The organism is Arthrobacter sp. L77 (assembly GCF_000816565.1).
Classification (GTDB): Bacteria; Actinomycetota; Actinomycetes; order Actinomycetales; family Micrococcaceae; genus Arthrobacter_D; species Arthrobacter_D antioxidans.
On the sequence record NZ_JWSU01000004.1, the window covers coordinates 565,469 to 584,205 of the forward strand.

Here is an 18,737-nt window from a genome sequence, read left to right on the forward strand (position 1 = left end):
CCCTCGGTAGCGGCCACCACGGGCCCGCCCGGGCCGCCGGCACCGATGCGCACAGCGAACAGATGCGCTCACCGACGGGTGGTCCCGCCGGTATCGGGGACAATGGAAGGGTGGCCCTGCTAACCGAATCCCCCGTCCTCGACGCCGACGCCGTCCGCCGCGAGGCCGGACGCCGTCGTACCTTCGCCGTCATCTCCCACCCCGACGCCGGGAAGTCGACCCTCACGGAGGCGCTGGCGCTCCTCGCCCGGGCCATCCAGGACGCCGGTGTCACGCACGGCAAGTCGAGCCGTCACGCCACGGTGTCGGACTGGATGGGCATCGAGCAGGAGCGCGGGATCTCGATCAGCTCCGCGGCCCTCCAGCTGACCTACCGTGACACCATCCTCAACGTCGTCGACACCCCGGGCCACGCGGACTTCTCGGAGGACACCTACCGCGTCCTCGCCGCCGTCGATTCCGCGGTCATGCTGATCGACGCCGCCAAGGGCTTCGAGCCGCAGACCGTCAAGCTGCTCGCCGTGTGCAAGGCGCGGAACATCCCGATCATCACGGTCATCAACAAGTGGGACCGGCCGGGCCTCGACGCCCTCGGCCTGATCGACGACGTCGGGGAGCGCACCGGGATGACCCCGGTCCCGCTCACCTGGCCGGCCGGGATCGCCGGGGAGTTCCAGGGGCTCATCGACCTGCGGGCGGAGCGCGCGATCGCGCTGACGGCCGTGGAGGCCGGCGCCCAGGCCGCCACGGAGACCGAGGTGGACATCGACGCCCTCGACCCGCGCGACGCCGGCGCCTGGCTCGACGCGCGCGAGGAGTCGGGGCTCGTCGAGTCCTCGCACGGTTCCTTCGACCGCGAGGAGTTCGAGGCGGCCCGGCAGACGCCCGTCCTCTTCGCGGCAGCGGCCAAGAACTTCGGCGTCTCCCAGCTCCTCGACATCCTGGTGGACGTGGCGCCCTCCCCCTCCCCGCGTCCCTCGAAGGAGGACGCGCCGCGCCCCATCGACGCGCCGATGTCCGGGTTCGTGTTCAAGGTGCAGGCGGGCCAGGACAGCGCCCACCGCGACCACATCGCGTACCTGCGCATCTGCTCAGGCACGTTCGAGCGCGGCATGGTCATCACCAACCAGCGCACCGGGAAGCCCTTCGCCACCAAGTACGCGCACCGCGTCCTCGGCCGCAGCCGCGAGGTGGTGGACACCGCGTGGCCCGGCGACGTCGTCGGACTCGTGAACGCGACGAGCCTGCGCGTGGGCGACAGCCTGTTCGCCGAGGAGCCCGTGCAGTTCCCCGACATCCCGCGCTTCTCCCCCGAGCTGTTCGCGGTCGCGCGTGCCAAGGACCCGGGACGGTACAAGCAGTTCCGCCGCGGGATCGAGCAGCTCGAGCACGAGGGCGTGGTGCAGGTGCTGCGCTCGGACCTCCGCGGCGACCAGGCGCCCGTGCTCGCCGCCGTCGGGGCCCTGCAGTTCGAGGTCGCCGCCCAGCGGCTGGGCACCGAGTTCAACGCACCGACGTCGCTGGACAACCTCTCCTACACGCTCGCCATGCGCGTGGCCCCGGAGAGCCAGGGCGTCCCCGGGACCTTCCGCGGCGGCGAGATCCTCTTCCGGTCCGACGGCGAGATCGTGGCCGTGTTCGGGGACAAGTGGAAGGTGGGGCACTTCAGGAAGGACTTCCCCGACGTCGTGCTCGAGCCGATCGGCGCGGCCGTCGACCAGTAGGGCCCGCACGTCTCCTCGCGGTCAGTAGGTGCCCGATGCCCCGCCGCCGCTGAAGCCCCCGCCTCCGTTGAAGGAGGACCCCGAGGCGCTGCCCCCGGTGCCCCCGGAGTAGAGCGCGGGGTTGGCGATGTAGAGGGGGAGCCAGAGCGCCGGGTTCCCCACGGCGTCGTCGCCCCGGTGGCTGTACCGGTACTTCCGGTACGCCGCCCGCTGCTGCTCGGTCAGGCGCAGCTCCGGGTCGGCGTCCTCGGCCACCCGCAACTCCTCGTCGGATATGCGACGACGGCGGCGGGAGTCCGCGGCGAACAGCCACACGAGTCCGCCCAGGAGGACGGCGATGCCGCCCGCGACCCGACCGAAGAGCACCCAGTCGAACGGCTCCTTCACAGGACCCTGGCCTCGTGCGTAGTCGTAGATCTGCCCGACGGCCTCGGTCAGCCCGGTCGCGTACTCCTCGTCGGCGAATGCCGGCTCGAGGACGTCCTCGATGACCTGCGTGGCGTCGTCGTCGGAGAACGTCCCGCGTGCACCGTCGGCGGTCTCGATGCGCAGCTCGCGCCCCCCGGTGTCCGCAAGGATCAGCACGCCGTTGTCGGCGCCGGCGTCACCCACGCCCCAGGCGGTCGCGACGGCGCGGGCGTAGTCCTCGATGGACCCGCTCGCGTCCTCCACGGTCAGGACGGCCACGCGCGCGGTGGCGGTCCGGCTGTTCCCCCCGTCGATGAGCGCGTTCAGCTCCTGCTCTTCGGCGGCTGTCAGGACGTCGGCGGAATCCAGGACGTTGCCCGTCACCGGCGGTTCCGGCACGGAGGCGGGTTCGCCCCCGCCGCAGCCCGAGAGTGCGATCAGCATCAGGGACGCACCCGCCGTCATGACCCCGGGATGATGTCTCGTCATGGTGTTTCCTCCTGCCTGGATGGTACGTCTCCTTCCGCCCGGTCGCGGCGCAGCCCCACCAGCGGAGCACCCTCCGTCGCAGCAGGTACTCCTCGGCCTCATATCGGGCGGCGGTGAGCCGTGGGCTCCCCTCTCCGGGAGGAGTCAGTCGTTCCTGGCCATCCCCGGGCATCTCCAGGAACCGTCGAGGGCCGCGGGCCCGGGCCGGTACATCCTGAGCAGGACGAACCACGGGCTCTCCGGTGACGTCGGCAGCCAGTTCGGCTCCCGCCCAGCAGCCGGAGGATCCGGCTGGAGGTACAGCGTCAGCCCGCCGTCGTCGTCCATCCGCAGCCCGGACGCGTGGTCACCGACCGAGTACCGGTCGATGGGGTTCGCGATGAGGTTGAGGTCCGCGGCCGTGTAGGCGGTCAGGGACCAGAAGGCGTCCACCGGCGGCAGCCCGCCGGGCGGGAAGCGCAGGGTGTAGCGGTGTCCCGGGTCGAGCCGGGCGCCGTCCTCGTCCTGGAAGTTCATCAGGTACACCGATTCCGCGGGGTCGTTGGCGGCGATGCCGGCGAGTGACTGGTCCGCGGCCCGGCGGAGGAAGTCGTTGCCGAACCGCCCCTCCTCCGGGGGCGGATACCGCCAGCCGTTCACGATGGTCGCCCAGTCGCCGCTGGCGAACTGGTCCCGCAGCAGGGCCATCCCCGCGACCGCGGCACGGGCCAGGCCCTGGCGCACCGCGTCCGGCTGCGCCTCGACGTCCAGGCCTGCACCCACCCCCAGGCCGCTGAACTGTTCCAGCACCAGGGCGTGCCTGGACGACGGCGGGTTCTCGGCCAGCATCGCGTTGAGGGTCTTCCACGGCCCCAGGGGGTCCTCGGACACCGGCACGGGTGCGTAGACCTCCCGCCGGGCCGGGACCACCGCGCCGGGCGCGTTCCACGCCGCGAGGGGGATGAGCCGGTACCGGCCCTGCAGGGCGCGTGCGTTTGGCAGGTCGCCGACGCCGTTGACGGCGGTTCGGCCCAGCACCAGCGCCCAGGGGGTGGGCGAGGTCCGGACCCGCTGCACCCCCGCCGGCAGGTCGCCGTCCCAGCCGGGGCCGACGACGGCGAAGTTCCCGGCTCCGGGCCCGGTGGTGCGCTGGCCTACGTAGCCGAAGTTGTCCGAGGTGAACGAGGCGAGCTGGAAGGTGAAGTACCGCTCGCCCATGTCGGGGTGGGACAGGATGAACGGTCCGTCACCGAGGTCCAGCCAGGCCAGGGAGTACAACGAGTCGGTGCTCGGGCAGCCGCCCGCCCGGTAGGTCGCGTCCAGGATCCGGCCGGCGTGCCAGAACTCGTTGACGGCCGCAGCAGGGTGGACCGCGGGATCCTGTGTGCTGGTCACCCAGTCGTGCCGGAGCTTGGCGTTGTAGATGTAGGGGAATCCGTAGATGAAGGCCTGTACTCCCGCGGTGTAGGCGTATTCGGCGCGCCAGTCGAGCGTGCTCGCCGGTGGGGCCGGCGACGTGTCCGGTTCGGCAGTCGGGGTCTGTGTCGTCGGGGTCTGTGTTGTCGGGGTCTGGGTCATGGTGTGCTCCTCGAAGGACTGTCCGGCCGATCTCGGGAGCACGCCGGGTGGACGAGCCGGCGAGCCAATGCTCAGGGCGTGTAGTTGCTGAACGGTCCGCCCACGCGGTCGTAGGTGTTCCCGATGTCGTCCTGGAGGATGTGTGCGGTCCCGTTCTCGGGAGTGAGGACGAGGTCCTGCTCCAGTGTCACCGCGCGGAAGGACCACCCCACGGGGAGCTGCAGACGCTCACCCAGCTGCGTCATGGCGGCGTAGGTCTGGTGGGGGTCGATGATGAGGCTGACGGACTTCATCACCCACGTATCGCCGTCCGGGTCGTCCAGGATGAAGGCGGGAGATCCCCTGTTGATGCCGAACTCGGTGTCACGCCTGCCCGTGATGGGTTTGTAGGCCAGCTCCTCCTGACGGCCGCCCATCCCCTGGGGGACGTCCAGCCACATGACCCAGCGTGCCTTCAACCCGTGGAAATCCCGCTCGCTGCCGACCTTGACGTCGATCCAGTCCAGGCACCACAGGCGAGGACCGTTCTTGTACACGACGGGGGTGTCGTATTCCTGCGCGAGGGCCTGCATGTCGAGCTGATCCAGGAGAGGCTGGGGGCAGGTGTCGCCGGAACCGTCGGGATCGTTCAGGCCGATGGTGTTGTAGATGCTGCCGATCATCTCGCCGGTGTCGGCAGGTGCGATCAGGAAGATCTCGGTGTAGCGCTGCGCCCGTACTCCCTCGAAGCGCATGAGGGTCAGGTCGGCGTCGTCCTTCGGCAGTTTCACGGAGAGTGACATGGTCTTCGTCCTTGGTGTGTGGGAATGGAACCGCCCGGTGCGCCACTGGTGCGCATGACCCCCAGGTCATGCGCACCAGTGGCGGCGATCGTGTGGTGTCACGAGTGACGCGTCTGTAGCGGGCGTCAGTCGCGTCGATCGCGGCGGTCCTCGCGCCGGTCTCCTCGGTCGTCCCGGCGGTCCTCCCGGCGGTCTCCACGACGGTTGATCCCGTGGGCGACGACGATGGCCCCTCCGACGGCGGCGGCGGTCCTGCGCCTGCGGCGTGCTGCCAGTGGCATGTCAGACTCCTTCCTTCATTCCTTCGGCCGATCGGGCGTCGGCCTCGTCGGCCTGGAAGGCGGCGATGACCGCCTGGGTCGGGATCCGGCCGCTGGCCACGAGCTGGCCGCCGGCCTTGCGGACGGCCGCACCGAACGGAGCGGCCCACTGGTTCTCCCACACGAGCACCGCAGCGGAGTGGCCGGGCTCGATCGTCTCGGCCAGGTCCATGATGTCCTGCTCGGAGAGCACCATCGCAAGCTCGGCCTCGGCCATGCGCACCCCGCCGAGCTCGGTCTCGTCGAGGTCGGAGATCTCCGCCGTCTCGAGCGCGCCGTCCGCGTTCTTCCGCAGGAACGCCATGTCGAGGACCCTGACGAGTTCACGGTTGACCAGGTCGTCCAGGAACGGGGCGATCTGACCCTTGCCGAAGTCCGGCCCGGGGAACTCCACGACGAGCCAGTCCACCGGCCCTAGTTCATCCAACGTCTCAGCCATGCTGAAGACCTCCGTTTCTCAGTGTCAGGGGCGGTCCGACGGACTGCCGCAGTCTCATCCTGTGTGCCGGTCACAGGCGGCGCGTCACCCGCCCGGGGTGACCTCGCGCCGGGCCATCGCGCCCGCCGGGTGGACTGCGGAGGTGTGTCAGACGGCCGCGACGACCGGGAGCTCGGGAGCGAACGGGTACAGCTCCTGCTCGCCCTCATGCACGACGACGCAGGTGGCATCCGGCACTTCCCGCCATGCTCCTTTGAGATCCCCCAGCGGTTCGGACACCACCAGCCGCGCGTCGTCCGAGAGTTCGTGGAGCAACGGGTTGTCCGGGTACTGGGCACGGAGGGTCGCGATGTCGTTGCTGTGGAACAGCGATCGCGAGTTGCCCTCGCTGGAATAGCGGAAGGCCCAGGTGGTGTCGCCGTCGGTGGTGGCGACCGTCATCTGGATGGGGTAGTCGATGCCGTGGCGCCGTCCGGTGTCCTCGATCAGCCCCACCGCCTCGGCGACCGCCGCGCGCGGATCCCGTTCCAGCCCGAACGTGAGGGCGAGGTAGAAGAACAGCTCCGAGTCCGTGGACCCTTCGATCTCGGGATAGAGGCTGGGCTCCACCGCCAGGGCCAGATCGCGCTTCACCTTCGAGAAATCCGCGAGGACCCCGTTGTGCATCCAGAGCCATCGGCCGTGGCGGAACGGGTGGCAGTTCGTCTGCTGGACGGCCGTGCCGGTCGTGGCACGGATATGGGCGAAGACGTGGCCCGCCGAGGCATGCCCTGCGAGCTCGCGCAGGTTGCGGTCGTGCCAGGCGGGCTCCGTGCTGTGGTAGACCCCGGGCGTCGGCCCGGTCCCGTACCAGCCGACGCCGAACCCGTCCCCGTTGGTGGTCTCGACGCCCATACGGGAGTGCTTGCTCTGCATGACGAGTGAGTTGACGGGCCTGTAGAGGAGGTCGTCCAATCGCACGGGGGAACCTGAGTACGCTAGCCAACGACACATGTCGTCTCCTTCGGATCGGGCCGGATGTCCAGACCGGGCCGGAGCCAGTCCGCCGGCCTTCATGGCCGTCCCAGCCGGGCTGAGGACGACCGTTCCCATCCTGCGCACAGGCGACATGCCGCACGTCACCCGCGCGGGGTGACCTCCCGCCGCAGTCCCTGCCTACGCGGTCCGGAGTCGCTGGTAGTTGTTCTCGAGCTCGTCCAGGACGATCGTGTTCGGCGGGTCGCTGTCATACGTGGCCCGCATGACGAGCTCGTCCTCGAGCGTCCGGGCCCGGTAGATCCACCCCTCCGGCAACGCCAGTCGTTCTCCGAGGGTCGGCAGCCTGTCGACCGTGTTGCCGGGGTCCACCCTCAACGAGGCGCTCTGCATGACGAACACGATCCCCTCGGGGGACACCAGCTCGTACACCTCGGAGCCGGCCTCGAAGAACCAGGTGGTGGTGCGCCTGGAGACCGTCTCCCGGTAGGGGATCTGCTTGCCGGCGATGAACGCGTCGAAATCCGGGACCACGAAGGTGCCGTACAGGTACATGGGCAGGGGGCCCAGCATGCTGAGCCTGCCCCCGTCGAAGGCCTCCCCCTCGAACCGGTCGGCCAGGAAACGACGCGGACCGTTGAAGCGGATCCCGTCCCCGCCGTGCACCTTCCTCAACATCTCCGGATCCAACGCCAGGAAGCGCGCATCGAAGTCCTCGTCGGAGACGTCGTCGACCACCCCCAGGGAGTTGTAGTAGTTGCCCGCTCCCCCTGGCCCTTCTGCGTCCCTGCTCATGATCAGGACCTCGGCGTGGTGCCTGCCGTGCCCGTGGTCACCCGAGATGAGCACCGATTGCTGTCCCTTGTTCGCGCTCGTCGTCATCGCGCACCTCTTCCTCGTTATCACAGACGTATGAGGCCACGATTCGCCCCTTCGGACTCCCCCTGCATCCCCCGCAGGGGATGAGTGCGGTGAGCCCGCGGTGACACCTCGATGGGTCGGTGACGCGGGTGGCGCTCCGGGACGCACCGGTGCCGGACGGGTCAGGTGACGAAGTGCGTCTCGGGGAGCTGCTGGCCGATGGAGGTGACCACGGCGGCGGCGACGTCCGCCAGCTTCATGTTCCGTCCGCTGGACGCGGCCTTGAGGATGGTGATGGCCGCCTCGTGGCTGCACCGGTTCTGGCCCATGATGATGCCCGCCGCCACATCGATCGTGGTCCGCGAGTTCATCGCGGCCCGCAGGTGCTCGCCCGTGTCGGTGAGGTGGGCCACCCGGACCGCAAGGCGGAGGAACTTCGACGCCTCGGTGGCGAGCTGCACGGCCTCGGCGATGGACTCGTCGTCGAAGGCGTGGGGCTGCGGCGAGTACAGGTTCAGCCCGGCGGCCGCGAGGCCGTCGAGCGGGATCGGGACGCCGACGGCGGAGCGCATCCCGTGCTCCACGATGGCTGCCGGGTAGGCGCCGAAGCGCTTCTCCTCGAGGAAATCGTCCACGTGGTAGACCTGCCCGTCCCGGGCGGCCCGGATGCACGGTCCGTCGTCGAACGCGTACTGGACCTCGTCCATGAGCTTCGCCTGCTCGCTGCTGCTGGCCACCGTCCCGATGGACCGGCGCCGCAGGAGGGTGACGCCGGCCATCACGTCCCTGCCCGGGGTCGAGAGGGTGTCCGCGGCGAGCCTGGCAAGTCCGTCGAGGAACTCGTTGATGTCCGCGCTGTCCAGGACCAGGTCCTGCAGCATCCCTGGCAGGGACAGTTCTCCGAGGATCTGCTCGTCGGTCACAACGGGTACCTTCCGATCATCCGGGTCCGCCGAGATGCGGACCAGACCGGCTACGTTACCGAAGTGTTCTTCCGGGAGACACCGAAGCCGCCGGTGACGGTGCCACGGCGGGGGTGAACGACGACGGCGCGGCAGGACCGTGGTGGATCCTGCCGCGCCGTCGTCGGTGGGGAGTGGCTAGGAGGCGAGGCCCGGCGGCGTGATGCCACCGGAGCAGGCGGCGCCCGGCTCGCGGGTCTGCTCACCCTGGATGTACTTGGTGAGGAAGGTGGCGAGGCGCGGGTCGTCGGCGGAGTCGACCTCGAGCTGGATGCCCCAGGCACTGGCGGCCACGGGCGACTCCAGGCCGGGATACGGGCTGAGCAGCACGTAGGAGCGCTCACCCACGAGTTCGGTCAGGGTGTCGATCCCCGCCTGGCCGATGTCCGGGTTGTAGGCGATCCAGACGGCACCGTGCTCCAGCGAGTGCACGGAGTTCTCGTTCGGGAGGGGCTCGGTGTACACACCGCAGTTGGTCCAGATGGGATCGTGGTCCCCGCCGACGGGCGGCGACTGCTCGTACTCCACGGGACCGTCCACGTGCTCGAACGTGACGTCGGGGTATTCCTGGACGCCTTCGATGGGCTGGGCGGCCTGGGCGTCGCGCTCCCGGTTGTCCTGCACCTGGTTCACGATGACGATGGTCACCGCGATGATGATCGCCAGGATGACGGCGCCGATCCCGCCGAAGATGAGGGCGTTCCGCTTGCGTTCACCGGCCCGCTGCTGGGCTTGGATGGCGGCCAGGCGCGCTTGGCGGTCCTGGTTCTCCTGAGACCGTTTCTTGTTCAACGAGGTGTCCTTCGGTGCTGGGGTGGCTGCGGCGGTCGCCGCGGTTCGGTTAGCGCCGGAACCAAATGTACCGGCGAGGGCCGCCTGTCCCTGAACCGCCCGGCGGCGCGGCGGCGGGACGGGGCGGCACTACAGGGCGTCGAGCATTCTCTGCATGAGGGTGATCTCGGCCTGCTGGCCCGACTGGATCTTCGTGGACAGCGTACGGACCTGCTCCGTCTCCGCGAGCTCGGCGCCGGCCGCGGCCATGTCCACGCCCGCCTCGTGGTGGTTGATCATGAGCGTCAGGTACAGCCGCTCGGCGTCCTCGCCGCGCGCGGCACGCAACTCGTCGAGCTGGGCTCCGGTCGCCATGCCGGGCATGAGCCCGTCCGGCATGAGCATGGACCCGGCGTCGGTTCCCGAGCCCATGTCCATCCCGCCGTGGCCTTCCGAGCCCGCCATCCACTCCATGCGTGGCTGCTCGTCGCTCTGCGGCAGCCCCCACTCCTCGAGCCAGGCGTACATCTGACCCGCCTGCTGCTGCTGGGTGAGTGCGATGTCGTAGGCGACGGTGCGAAGGGTCTCGTCCTCCGCGTTGTCGCGCACGATCATGGACATCTCCACGGCCTGGTTGTGATGCACCTGCATGTCCCGGGCGAACCCGGCATCGGCGCTGTCCGCGTCGGGGTAGGTGGGCCTCGCGGAGACGCGGCCAGCAGTGAAGGCGAGGGCGAACAGCGCGACGACGGCGATCGCGGCGAGGATCACGAGGACTCGCTTCTGCCAGCCGGACAGCGAGAGGGTCATGGACGTCCTTGGGTCGAGAGTGTGCCGGTTAGCCAACGTACGGCATCCCGCTGGGTGTTCCCTCCACGGGGGAACAACGGGAGGACTTGGCCTGTTATACCCCCTAAGGGTATCGTGGACCGTATGCGAGGAGCCAATTCATGACCACCGGGACGAATGCGGAGACCACCGCGGAGCACGGCTATACGGCCGACAAGGACGCCTACCTCAAACGGTTGCGGCGCATCGAAGGCCAGGTTCGCGGCATTGCGCGGATGGTCGAGGAGGACAAGTACTGCATCGACATCCTCACGCAGGTCGCGGCCGTCAACAAGGCACTCCACGCCGTCTCGATGGGACTGCTCGAGGAGCACATCGCGCACTGCGTCGTCGGAGCCGCCCAGGACTCCCAGGTCTCCGGCAACAGCGACGCCGTGCAGGAGAAGGTCCAGGAAGCCACCGCGGCGATCGGCCGCCTCCTGCGCTAGCAGCGGACGCCGCCCGCCAACACCTACCCCACCGACTGACCCACTCACCGAGGAGAACACCATGAGCACCACCACCATCAGCATCACCGGCATGACCTGCGGCCACTGCGTCAGCGCGGTGAAGACCGAACTGTCGGAGCTTCCCGGCGTCGAGGCCGTCGACGTCGAACTCGTGAACGGCGGCACCTCCACCGCCACCATCTCCTCCTCCACACCGCTGGACGCCGCCTCGATCGACGACGCCGTCGCCGAGGCCGGCTACACCGTGGTGCCCGCCGGTTCCTGACATGTCCATCCAGCAGGTCCCGGCGCAGAGGGCCGGGCAGGAGCACCGCGTCGTCGAACTCTCGATCCAGGGCATGACCTGCGCGTCCTGTGTGGGGCGGGTCGAGCGGAAGCTCGGCAAGCTCGACGGCGTCGAGGCGAGCGTCAACCTGCCGCTGGAGAGCGCCGTCGTCCGGGTGCCGGCCACCGTGAGCGACCAGGACCTGATCGACACCGTGGTGGCCACCGGCTACGGCGCCCACGTGGTGCACCCCGAGCACCCGGGGGACGGCGGGCACGACCACACGCCCTCGCTCCTCCGGGCGCGCCTGGTCCTCGCCGCGGTCCTGTCCGTGCCGGTGCTGCTGATCTCGATGGTGCCCGGCCTCCAGTTCGCGAACTGGGGCTGGGTGGTCCTCGCGTTGTCCCTGCCGGTGGTGACGTGGTCCGCATGGCCGTTCCACCGTGCGGCGGCCATCAATGCGCGCCACCTGTCCTCCACCATGGACACGCTCGTCTCCATCGGCGTCACGGCCGCATTCCTGTTCTCGGCCGGGCAGCTCCTCGCCGATCCCGCCCTGACGCAGCACGGGGGCATGGCCGGCATGGACATGACGGAGCACTCCCTCTACTTCGAGGTGGCCGCCGTCGTCGTCACCTTCCTCCTGCTGGGGCGTTTCCTCGAGGCGTCCGCGAAGCAGCGCGCCGGGGACGCCCTGAAGTCCCTCCTGAGCCTCGGCGCGAAGGAGGCCCGCGTGCTGCGCACCGTCGACGGCGAGCGCACCGAGGTCACGCTGCCCGCCGACGCCCTGATCCCCGGGGACGCCTTCGTGGTCCGCCCCGGCGAGAAGATCGCGACGGACGGCACGGTCACCGAGGGGCACAGCGCCGTGGACACCGCCCTGCTCACGGGCGAGAGCATCCCCGTCGAGGTGGGCCCCGGCGACACCGTGACGGGCGCCACCATCAACACGTCCGGCCGGCTCGTGGTGCGCGCGACCCGCGTGGGCTCCGATACCGTGCTGTCCCAGATGGGCCGCCTCGTCAGCCAGGCCCAGAGCGGGAAGGCGCGCATCGCGCGGCTCGCCGACCGCATCAGCGCGGTCTTCGTCCCCGTGGTCCTCGTACTCGCGGTCCTCACGTTCGTGCTGTGGCTCGTGCTGACCGGCGACCTCGACGCGGCCTTCACGGCGTCCGTGACCGTGCTGGTGATCGCCTGCCCGTGCGCCCTCGGCCTCGCCACGCCCACCGCACTCCTGACCGGCACCGGCCGCGGCGCCCAGCTGGGCATCCTCATCCGCGGCCCCCAGGTCCTCGAGGACACCCGCACCGTGGACACCATCGTGCTGGACAAGACCGGCACCGTCACCACGGGCACCATGGCCGTGGACGACGTCGTCGTGCTCGCCGCTGTTCCGGCACCGGACCTGCTGCGCCTCGCCGGAGCCGTGGAGTCCGCGAGCGAGCACCCCATCGCGCAGGCCGTCGCGCGCCACGCCGCCGCCGGCGGCCGGCTGCCCGAGGCGCGAACCTTCTCCAGCGCGCCCGGGGGCGGCGTGCGCGGGGAGGTCGACGGCGTCGTCGTCACCGTGGGGCGGGCCGGCTGGCTGGAGGGCCACGGGATACGGCCGACCGACGGACAGGTGGCCACGTTCACGGCCGCGGAGGGCGCCGGGCGGACGGCCGTCTGGGTGGCGATCGGTGACGACGTCGCGGGTCTCATCACGCTCTCCGACACCGTCAAGGACGGCTCGGCGGCCGCGATCGGGCGGCTGAGGCACCTCGGGCTGCGGCCCGTCCTGCTCACCGGCGACAACCGGGCGGTCGCCCTGCAGGTGGCCGCCGTCGTCGGGATCGACGCCGCCGACGTGCGCGCCGGGGTCACGCCCGCGGGCAAGGTGGACGCCATCCGGGAACTGCAGGCCGGCGGGGCGACCGTCGCCATGGCGGGCGACGGCGTCAACGACGCCGCGGCGCTCGCGCAGGCGGACCTCGGCATCGCCATGGGCTCGGGCACGGACGTCGCGATCGAGGCGGCGGACCTCACGGTGATGGGCAACAGCCTGGAGCAGGTGGCACAGGCCATCGAGCTGTCCCGCCGCACGCTCCGCACCATCAAGGGGAACCTGTTCTGGGCGTTCTTCTACAACGCCGTCGGCATCCCCGTCGCCGCGCTCGGCCTGCTCAACCCGATGCTGGCGGGGGCGGCGATGGCCGCGAGTTCCGTGCTCGTCGTCGCGAACTCGCTGCGGCTGCGGCGCTTCGGGCGGTAGCCTTCCCGGGCGGCCGCGGCTCGGCGGGGACTGCCGGTCACGGCGCGTCGGCCGCGGGGGCTTCCTCCGCGGCGGCGCGGGCGTAGGAGGCCGACACCCGACGGTAGACCGGCGTGAGGAACGCCAGGAGCGCGGCCGCGATGATGACCATGCCGGCCACCAGGAACACGAGGGCGATGCCGCGGGAGGTGCCCTCCCCCAGCAGCGGGGCCAGCTGGGCGGCGCCCTCCTCCGAGCGCGCGTACGGGATGATCCAGAACTGGGCGATCGGCGCGATGAGGAACGCGGTGACCGGCGCTGCCGCTGACTCGAACGCCATGGCGAAGCCGAATACGCGCCCCTGCCGGGGCAGGGGGACCACCCGCTGGATGACGGTCTGCTCGGCGGCCTCGACGAACGGCACCAGGACCAGGTAGAGCCAGATGCCGAGGACGTACAGCCACCCCCATTCCCGGAGTGTGAACACCGCCCCGACGACCCCCATCACGATCACCGCGATGAGCATGGTGCGCAGGGGGTTGGCTCCGAGGCCGAACTTGCCGATCAGGGCGCCGCCCACGATGAACCCGGTGGCCCCGAGGGCGAAGTAGGTGCCCCACAGCTCCACGGAGAACAGTTCGAGGCCGTAGGGGTCCATCAACGCCATGTAGACGCCGCCCACGAAGTTGTTGAACGTGGAGAACAGGATGAGCGCGAACAGCCCGGAGATCGCGAGGACCGCGGCGACGGAGCCGCGCAGGTCGAAGCCGCCCTGCGCATCCGTGGCCGCTGCGCGCACCTCCTCGGGCATGCGGAGCGTCAGCAGGTGCGCGAAGGCGAGCGCCGTCAGCACCAGGGCCACGACGATCGTCCAGCCCATGCCCATGAGCCCGATCGACAGCCCGGAGAGCACCGACGTGATGATGAACATCAGCCCCTGCACCATGCCGACCAGCCCGTTGGCATTGGCCCTCCGGTCCGGTTCGATGAGGATGGTCACGGTCGTGGACAGCGCGATGTTGCGCATGTTCTCCACGACGGCCCCGATCAGGATGATGAGGGTGAAGATCCAGAACCACGGCTGCCCGAGGTCGAGGAGGCGGGCGGCGGGCGTCACCAGGAACATGACGCCGGCCAGCACGAACATCACGAGCGTGAAGCCGGCCGCGTAGCGCATGACGGAGAGCTTGCGGTAGCGGTCCACGAAGGTGCCGAAGCTGATGCTGGAGAGGGCGATCAGCAGCATGTACGCGCCCCCGATCACCCCGGTGGCGATCACGTTGCGCGTCTGCAGGTAGGCCCAGAACGTCAGGGCGAACCAGAGGTAGCTGGTGGTGATGTTCGCGAGCCCGGTGTTGACCAGGATGCCGAGGAAGGTCCGGTTTCGCTCCGCCGGACTGCGGAGGGACGCGGCCTGCGGAAAGTGGCCGTCCGTGTCCCCGGAGGGGCCCGCACCACCCTGGGGAACCGTAGCGGCCCCCGGCGGGGCCTGATCCTGCCCGGTCATGCCCACCAGTGTACTGGCGGTCGGCGCCCGCCTGAAGGGCGCGGGCAGCACGCCTCACCTGCCCGGTCAGGTGCCTCCGCGGTGCACGTCGACGTGCACGTGGTCGAGGTGGCGCAGGATCTCGTTGGCCGGCTCGGGGGCGTCGTAATCGCCCCACTGCGCCCGGGAGCTGTGGGCGCTCCAGAAGCGGTCGTCGAAGATGACGTACTGGATGTCGAGGTCCTCGGCGTGCGCGACGAGCCAGTGGGCCACCAGCCACCCGGCGCGCCGGTTCTCCTCGGTCACGGGGCGGAAGAAGACGTCGACGGCCCGGCCGTCGTAGTGCGTGGATTCCGCGCCGTGACCCTGCCCCACGCCGCCCGGGACGAACCCGCCCAGGCTCTGGTCGCCGAACACCTCGGCCATGGCCTCGCGGACCTGCTGGGCACGCGGCGTCAGGCCGGTGGCCGTCAGTTCCTGGACCGGGAGGTCCTCGACCGCCGAGCCGCGGCAGGCCAGCACGGGCCCGGCATCCTCGGCCGGTCCCTCCGCAAGTCGCTGCAGGACCACCTCGTCGATCCCCGTGGTATCCGGAGCCGGCACCCCTCGGGCCGTGAGCGCCACCGCCGTCGTCGCCTGCTGCGCCTCGCCCCGGGTGAGCCCGACCTCGCCCTCCGCCGTGGTCACCGTGCACTCCTGCCCCCCGAGCACCGGGCCGCCCACGGCCCGCAGCCCGCTCAGCAGGCCGGGCCCCAGGAGCACCAGCGCGGACGCGAGCACGCCGATCACGAGGAGACCCAGGAACAGGCGACGCGGCCGGCTTCGGCGTCCTCGGTCGTGCCCGGTGGCGCTGCTCACGGTACGGTGTCCTCCGATGAAGTGGCGGGGCGCCGGAAAGGACGGCGCTGCTCAAGGTTCAACCGATGGAGGCGGGGTGGGAGTTCCCGACCCGCCCTCACGGGCGCGGGATCGGCTCCACGGAACTGGGCTGGTCCAGTGCGGCCTCGAGGCCGCCGTCGGGCGCCGACCGCAGTTCGTCCACCCTGACGCAGACGACGCCGGCGACGATCAGCAGACCGCCGAGCAGCTGCACGGGACCGGGCAGCTCGCCGAGGATCAGCCAGGCCGCGAGCACCGCGAACATCACCTCGGTGAGGGCCACGAAGCTCGCCACCTTCGAGCCGAGGCGCTGTGCGGCGAGGATACCCGTCACGTAGGCGGCGACCGTCGCGACGAGGACGAGGACGGCCACCGGGACGATCCAGCTGTAGGTGCCTCCGGCCAGCCGGACGTCCGAGAACACGAAACGGAACGGCATGATGTTCGTCAGGCCGAGGACCAGGATGGTGCCCGCCGCCACCACCATGCCCCCGCCCGCCATGACGATCGGCGGCAGGCTCTCGTCCACCCGTGCGGACATCAGGAAGAACACCACGAGGCAGACGGCGGCGGCGAGCCCGAACAGCACGCCCACGGGATCCAGCCGGGCGTCGCCCGCCAGGTCGAGGACCAGCAGGAGCCCGAGGATCGCCGTCACGGACCCGATGATCGTCAACGCGTGCGGGGCCGTGCGTGAGCGCAGCCAGAGGAATCCCACGAGCAGCACGGGCGCCAGGTACTCGAGCAGCAGCGACACCCCCACGGACATGCGCTGCACCGCGTTGAAGTAGAAGAGCTGGCAGAGCGCGATCGCCGTCGTCCCGTAGATCGCGATCGTCAGCGCATTGCCGCGCAGGGTGGACCAGCGCCCGCGCAGCGCGATCAGCACGGGGACGAGCAGCACGACGGCGGCACCTCCGATGCGCAGACCGACGGCGGCCCCGGGGCTCCAGCCGATCTCGAGCAGGGACTTCGCGAACGGGCCCGAGACGCCGAACGTCGCGGCGGAGACGAGCGCTATCCAGAGGCCGGCGGCGGGGCGCAGGGACACGGCCCCTCCCTTCGGTTCGATGCTTGGTGTCAGGGGTGACAAGTGGTTATGGTCGTGACACTAGACCGGCGCAATGTCAGGAGTCAACATGTCTTTCACCTATGACACGGAGGTGGCACTCTCGACCGTGGCAGCGCTGATCAACACCGCGAAGGACGACCTCGACCCCCTGGCGACACCCGAGGGTCTCGACCGGTTCCTCGAGGAGCAGCGGTTCAGCGGCTCCCGCACCCACACCGATGCCGAGGTACGGTCCGTGCGCGCGCTGCGCGCCGAACTCGAGGTCATCTGGTTCGCGGAGGAGGACGACGCCGTCGGGCTCGTCAATGCCATCCTCCGCCGGGCCAGCGCGCTCCCCCAGCTGGTCCGCCACGACGAGTGGGACTGGCACTTCCACGCCACCGCACCCGAGGCGCCGCTCGAGGAACGGATGGCGACGGAGGCGGCCATGGCCCTCGCCGACGTCATCCGCGGACATGAGCTGGACCGCCTGCGCTCCTGTGCGGCGGAGGACTGCGACGGCGTGGTGCTCGACCTGACCCGCAACCGCTCGAAGCGGTTCTGCGATACCGGCAACTGCGCCAACCGGACGCACGTGAAGGCGTATCGTGCCCGGAAGGCAGGAAGCGCCTGACCGACGCCTCTGCGCGTCACCTCCCAGGGGTCACGCCCGGCCCTCGACCCCGCCGATGTCCTCCACGCCGTCAGCAGGGAACCCGTCCTCCGAGTAGCCGCCGTCGGCGAAGCCGGGGCCAAGGCCGGGCAGGGGTGAATAGGTGCCGGAGTACGTCACCGCCCCGGGGACCCACCCGAACGACGCCGCGCGGGACTCCGGGACTCCGACCGCCGGCTCGAGGCCGCTGCTGCCGAGCAGGCTCCGGGTCAGGGATGCGTCGTCGGCCATCAGCTCGTCCACGGCGGCCAGCAGGTGCGCGTCCGCCACGGGAGCATCATGCAGCGCGGCGGCGAGGACCGCCCGGCGCACCAGTTCCCGCGTGAAGGACGCCGTGGTGCCGGCGGTGCTGCCCGCGGCGGACCCGATGGCCTCCGCGCTGAAGGGCAGGTCCCGCGCGTAGAGCCGCAGCAGTTCGGCGCGCTCGTGCTCGGCAGGCAGGGGCACCTCGACGGCCAGGTCCACGCGCCCGGGACGCTGCGCGAGTGCCCGCTCCAGCATGTCCACGCGGTTGGTGGTCAGGACGAACGTGACATCGGCGTCGTCGTCGAGCCCGTCCATCGCATCGAGCACCTCGAACAGCAGGGGCTGGGGCCCGTGCCCGAAACTGCGGTCCTCGGCGATGAGGTCGCAGTCCTCGAGGACGACGACCGACGGCTGCAGGGCGCGGGCCATCCGCGCCGCCTCCGCGATGTGGGCGAGGGTGCCACCGGAGAGGATGATCGCCGTGGTCCCCTCCCCCGCACTCAGCAGGTACCGGACCGTGTGGGTCTTGCCGGTGCCCGGCGGGCCGTACAGCAGGATGCCGCGCTTGAGGTGCTGGCCGGCCGCGACGAGCGCCTCCCGGTGCGAGGCGATGCCCAGCGCGTGCTCGCTGACGCGCTCCAGCAGGCCGTCGGGAAGGATGACGTCGGCGGCCTCCAGGGTGGGGCGGCGGTGGAAGGTGACGCCCGCGGCGCTCGGTCCGAAGTCCTCGGTGGTCAGCGACAGGACCTGTCCCTTCATCACGCTCTCGCGCTGCATCCGCCGTCGGAACTCCGCCAGGAGGCCGGCGACGACGGCGGCATCCGCGCACAACACCTCCAGCGACGCGGCCTGCCGCCCGTACCGCGGCTCGGCCCTGCGCTGCAGGAGGGCGACGGGCACGCCGTCGCGGTGGAAGAGGTGGAGGCCGAGCGCGATCGCCTGCCGCTGCTCGTCCGGGCCGACGGGCAGGTTCGCGTAGTCCGGCTGCGAGAGCGGGAAGTTGGGGTACAGCTCCGACTGCTGGATCATGTCGCCGAGGGACATGTGGTGCCGCTGGTCGCCGCCGCCGACCCCCACGCACCGCCCGCTCCGGGCCAGCGACGCGAGGATGATGTCGGCGTCCACGAAGCGGTGGGCCGGGACGTCCTCGACCACCACCGGGAGGCCTCCCGGGTCCGCCCCGAGGTGCGCTGCGAGGGTCTCGACGAGTTCCCTACCGCGGGCGTGGTGCGGCTGCGCCTCCTGCGCGAGGCGCACCATCGTGCCGAAGTCCCTGATGAATGCCCGCAGCTCGTCGCCCATGGGGGCAGGCTAACAGCGC

At 70.6% G+C, this 18,737-nt stretch carries 19 protein-coding genes; 5 read left to right on the forward strand and 14 right to left on the reverse strand.

The features are described 5' to 3' along the window. The first annotated feature begins 110 nt into the window (after positions 1-110). Positions 111-1,724: a peptide chain release factor 3 gene (locus RY94_RS05215; RefSeq protein ID WP_231554424.1), complete on the forward strand. Its 1,614-nt coding sequence runs from the start codon at positions 111-113 to the stop codon at positions 1,722-1,724. A gap of 21 nt (positions 1,725-1,745) precedes the next feature. Here the strand turns inward: RY94_RS05215 and RY94_RS05220 are convergent, their stop codons facing one another. From RY94_RS05220 to RY94_RS05260, 10 genes are all read right to left on the reverse strand, one after another. Continuing rightward, on the reverse strand, positions 1,746-2,621 hold the full coding sequence (locus RY94_RS05220; protein WP_197060597.1) for a TPM domain-containing protein: 876 nt from the start codon (positions 2,619-2,621) through the stop codon (positions 1,746-1,748). A gap of 144 nt (positions 2,622-2,765) precedes the next feature. Further along, positions 2,766-4,178 (reverse strand): DUF1254 domain-containing protein, encoded by a 1,413-nt coding sequence (locus RY94_RS05225; RefSeq protein WP_052273975.1) that lies wholly within the window; start codon positions 4,176-4,178, stop codon positions 2,766-2,768. Positions 4,179-4,249: 71 nt separating this feature from the next. Continuing rightward, positions 4,250-4,960 (reverse strand): hypothetical protein, encoded by a 711-nt coding sequence (locus RY94_RS05230; protein ID WP_043442445.1) that lies wholly within the window; start codon positions 4,958-4,960, stop codon positions 4,250-4,252. A gap of 125 nt (positions 4,961-5,085) precedes the next feature. After that, positions 5,086-5,241 carry a hypothetical protein gene (locus RY94_RS17690; RefSeq protein WP_156135027.1) on the reverse strand — a complete coding sequence of 52 codons (156 nt, stop codon included), beginning with the start codon at positions 5,239-5,241 and terminating at the stop codon, positions 5,086-5,088. Between the two features lies 1 nt (position 5,242). After that, entirely contained in the window at positions 5,243-5,719 is a 477-nt protein-coding gene (locus RY94_RS05235; RefSeq protein WP_043442448.1) for a DUF6325 family protein, read from the reverse strand. A 147-nt stretch (positions 5,720-5,866) separates the two neighbouring features. Beyond that, on the reverse strand, positions 5,867-6,712 hold the full coding sequence (locus tag RY94_RS05240; protein ID WP_043442449.1) for a class II glutamine amidotransferase: 846 nt from the start codon (positions 6,710-6,712) through the stop codon (positions 5,867-5,869). Between the two features lie 162 nt (positions 6,713-6,874). After that, complete coding sequence (locus tag RY94_RS05245) at positions 6,875-7,576, reverse strand: hypothetical protein (protein WP_052273976.1); 702 nt, start codon at positions 7,574-7,576, stop codon at positions 6,875-6,877. Between the two features lie 161 nt (positions 7,577-7,737). Next, positions 7,738-8,478, reverse strand: a complete 741-nt coding sequence (locus RY94_RS05250; RefSeq protein ID WP_043442451.1) for a GAF and ANTAR domain-containing protein — start codon at positions 8,476-8,478, stop codon at positions 7,738-7,740. Between the two features lie 177 nt (positions 8,479-8,655). Then, a complete protein-coding gene (locus RY94_RS05255; RefSeq protein WP_043442453.1) occupies positions 8,656-9,309 on the reverse strand; it encodes a DUF3105 domain-containing protein in 654 nt (217 codons plus the stop codon). A gap of 129 nt (positions 9,310-9,438) precedes the next feature. Then, positions 9,439-10,098, reverse strand: coding sequence for a DUF305 domain-containing protein (locus tag RY94_RS05260; protein ID WP_043442455.1), 660 nt, complete (start codon positions 10,096-10,098; stop codon positions 9,439-9,441). Positions 10,099-10,238: 140 nt separating this feature from the next. Here RY94_RS05260 and RY94_RS05265 point away from each other — a divergent pair, with 140 nt between their 5' ends. The 3 genes from RY94_RS05265 to RY94_RS05275 all read left to right on the forward strand — a co-directional run bounded on the left by RY94_RS05265 (position 10,239) and on the right by RY94_RS05275 (position 13,102). Next, positions 10,239-10,565 (forward strand): metal-sensitive transcriptional regulator, encoded by a 327-nt coding sequence (locus RY94_RS05265; RefSeq protein ID WP_043442457.1) that lies wholly within the window; start codon positions 10,239-10,241, stop codon positions 10,563-10,565. A 61-nt stretch (positions 10,566-10,626) separates the two neighbouring features. Further along, positions 10,627-10,851: a heavy-metal-associated domain-containing protein gene (locus RY94_RS05270; RefSeq protein WP_043442459.1), complete on the forward strand. Its 225-nt coding sequence runs from the start codon at positions 10,627-10,629 to the stop codon at positions 10,849-10,851. Between the two features lies 1 nt (position 10,852). Then, on the forward strand, positions 10,853-13,102 hold the full coding sequence (locus tag RY94_RS05275) for a heavy metal translocating P-type ATPase (protein ID WP_043442462.1): 2,250 nt from the start codon (positions 10,853-10,855) through the stop codon (positions 13,100-13,102). A 37-nt stretch (positions 13,103-13,139) separates the two neighbouring features. On the opposite strand, the gene RY94_RS05280 is transcribed toward RY94_RS05275, so the two are convergent. The 3 genes from RY94_RS05280 to RY94_RS05290 all read right to left on the reverse strand — a co-directional run bounded on the left by RY94_RS05280 (position 13,140) and on the right by RY94_RS05290 (position 16,497). Further along, complete coding sequence (locus RY94_RS05280; protein ID WP_082046071.1) at positions 13,140-14,588, reverse strand: MFS transporter; 1,449 nt, start codon at positions 14,586-14,588, stop codon at positions 13,140-13,142. A gap of 66 nt (positions 14,589-14,654) precedes the next feature. Next, complete coding sequence (locus tag RY94_RS05285; protein ID WP_231554425.1) at positions 14,655-15,425, reverse strand: hypothetical protein; 771 nt, start codon at positions 15,423-15,425, stop codon at positions 14,655-14,657. 97 nt (positions 15,426-15,522) lie between these two features. Further along, positions 15,523-16,497: an EamA family transporter gene (locus RY94_RS05290; protein WP_043442465.1), complete on the reverse strand. Its 975-nt coding sequence runs from the start codon at positions 16,495-16,497 to the stop codon at positions 15,523-15,525. A gap of 88 nt (positions 16,498-16,585) precedes the next feature. Here RY94_RS05290 and RY94_RS05295 point away from each other — a divergent pair, with 88 nt between their 5' ends. Further along, positions 16,586-17,131, forward strand: a complete 546-nt coding sequence (locus RY94_RS05295; protein ID WP_043442468.1) for a CGNR zinc finger domain-containing protein — start codon at positions 16,586-16,588, stop codon at positions 17,129-17,131. 30 nt (positions 17,132-17,161) lie between these two features. Here RY94_RS05295 and RY94_RS05300 read toward each other — a convergent pair whose 3' ends face one another. Further along, positions 17,162-18,718 carry an AAA family ATPase gene (locus RY94_RS05300; protein ID WP_052273977.1) on the reverse strand — a complete coding sequence of 519 codons (1,557 nt, stop codon included), beginning with the start codon at positions 18,716-18,718 and terminating at the stop codon, positions 17,162-17,164. Positions 18,719-18,737 lie beyond the last annotated feature (19 nt).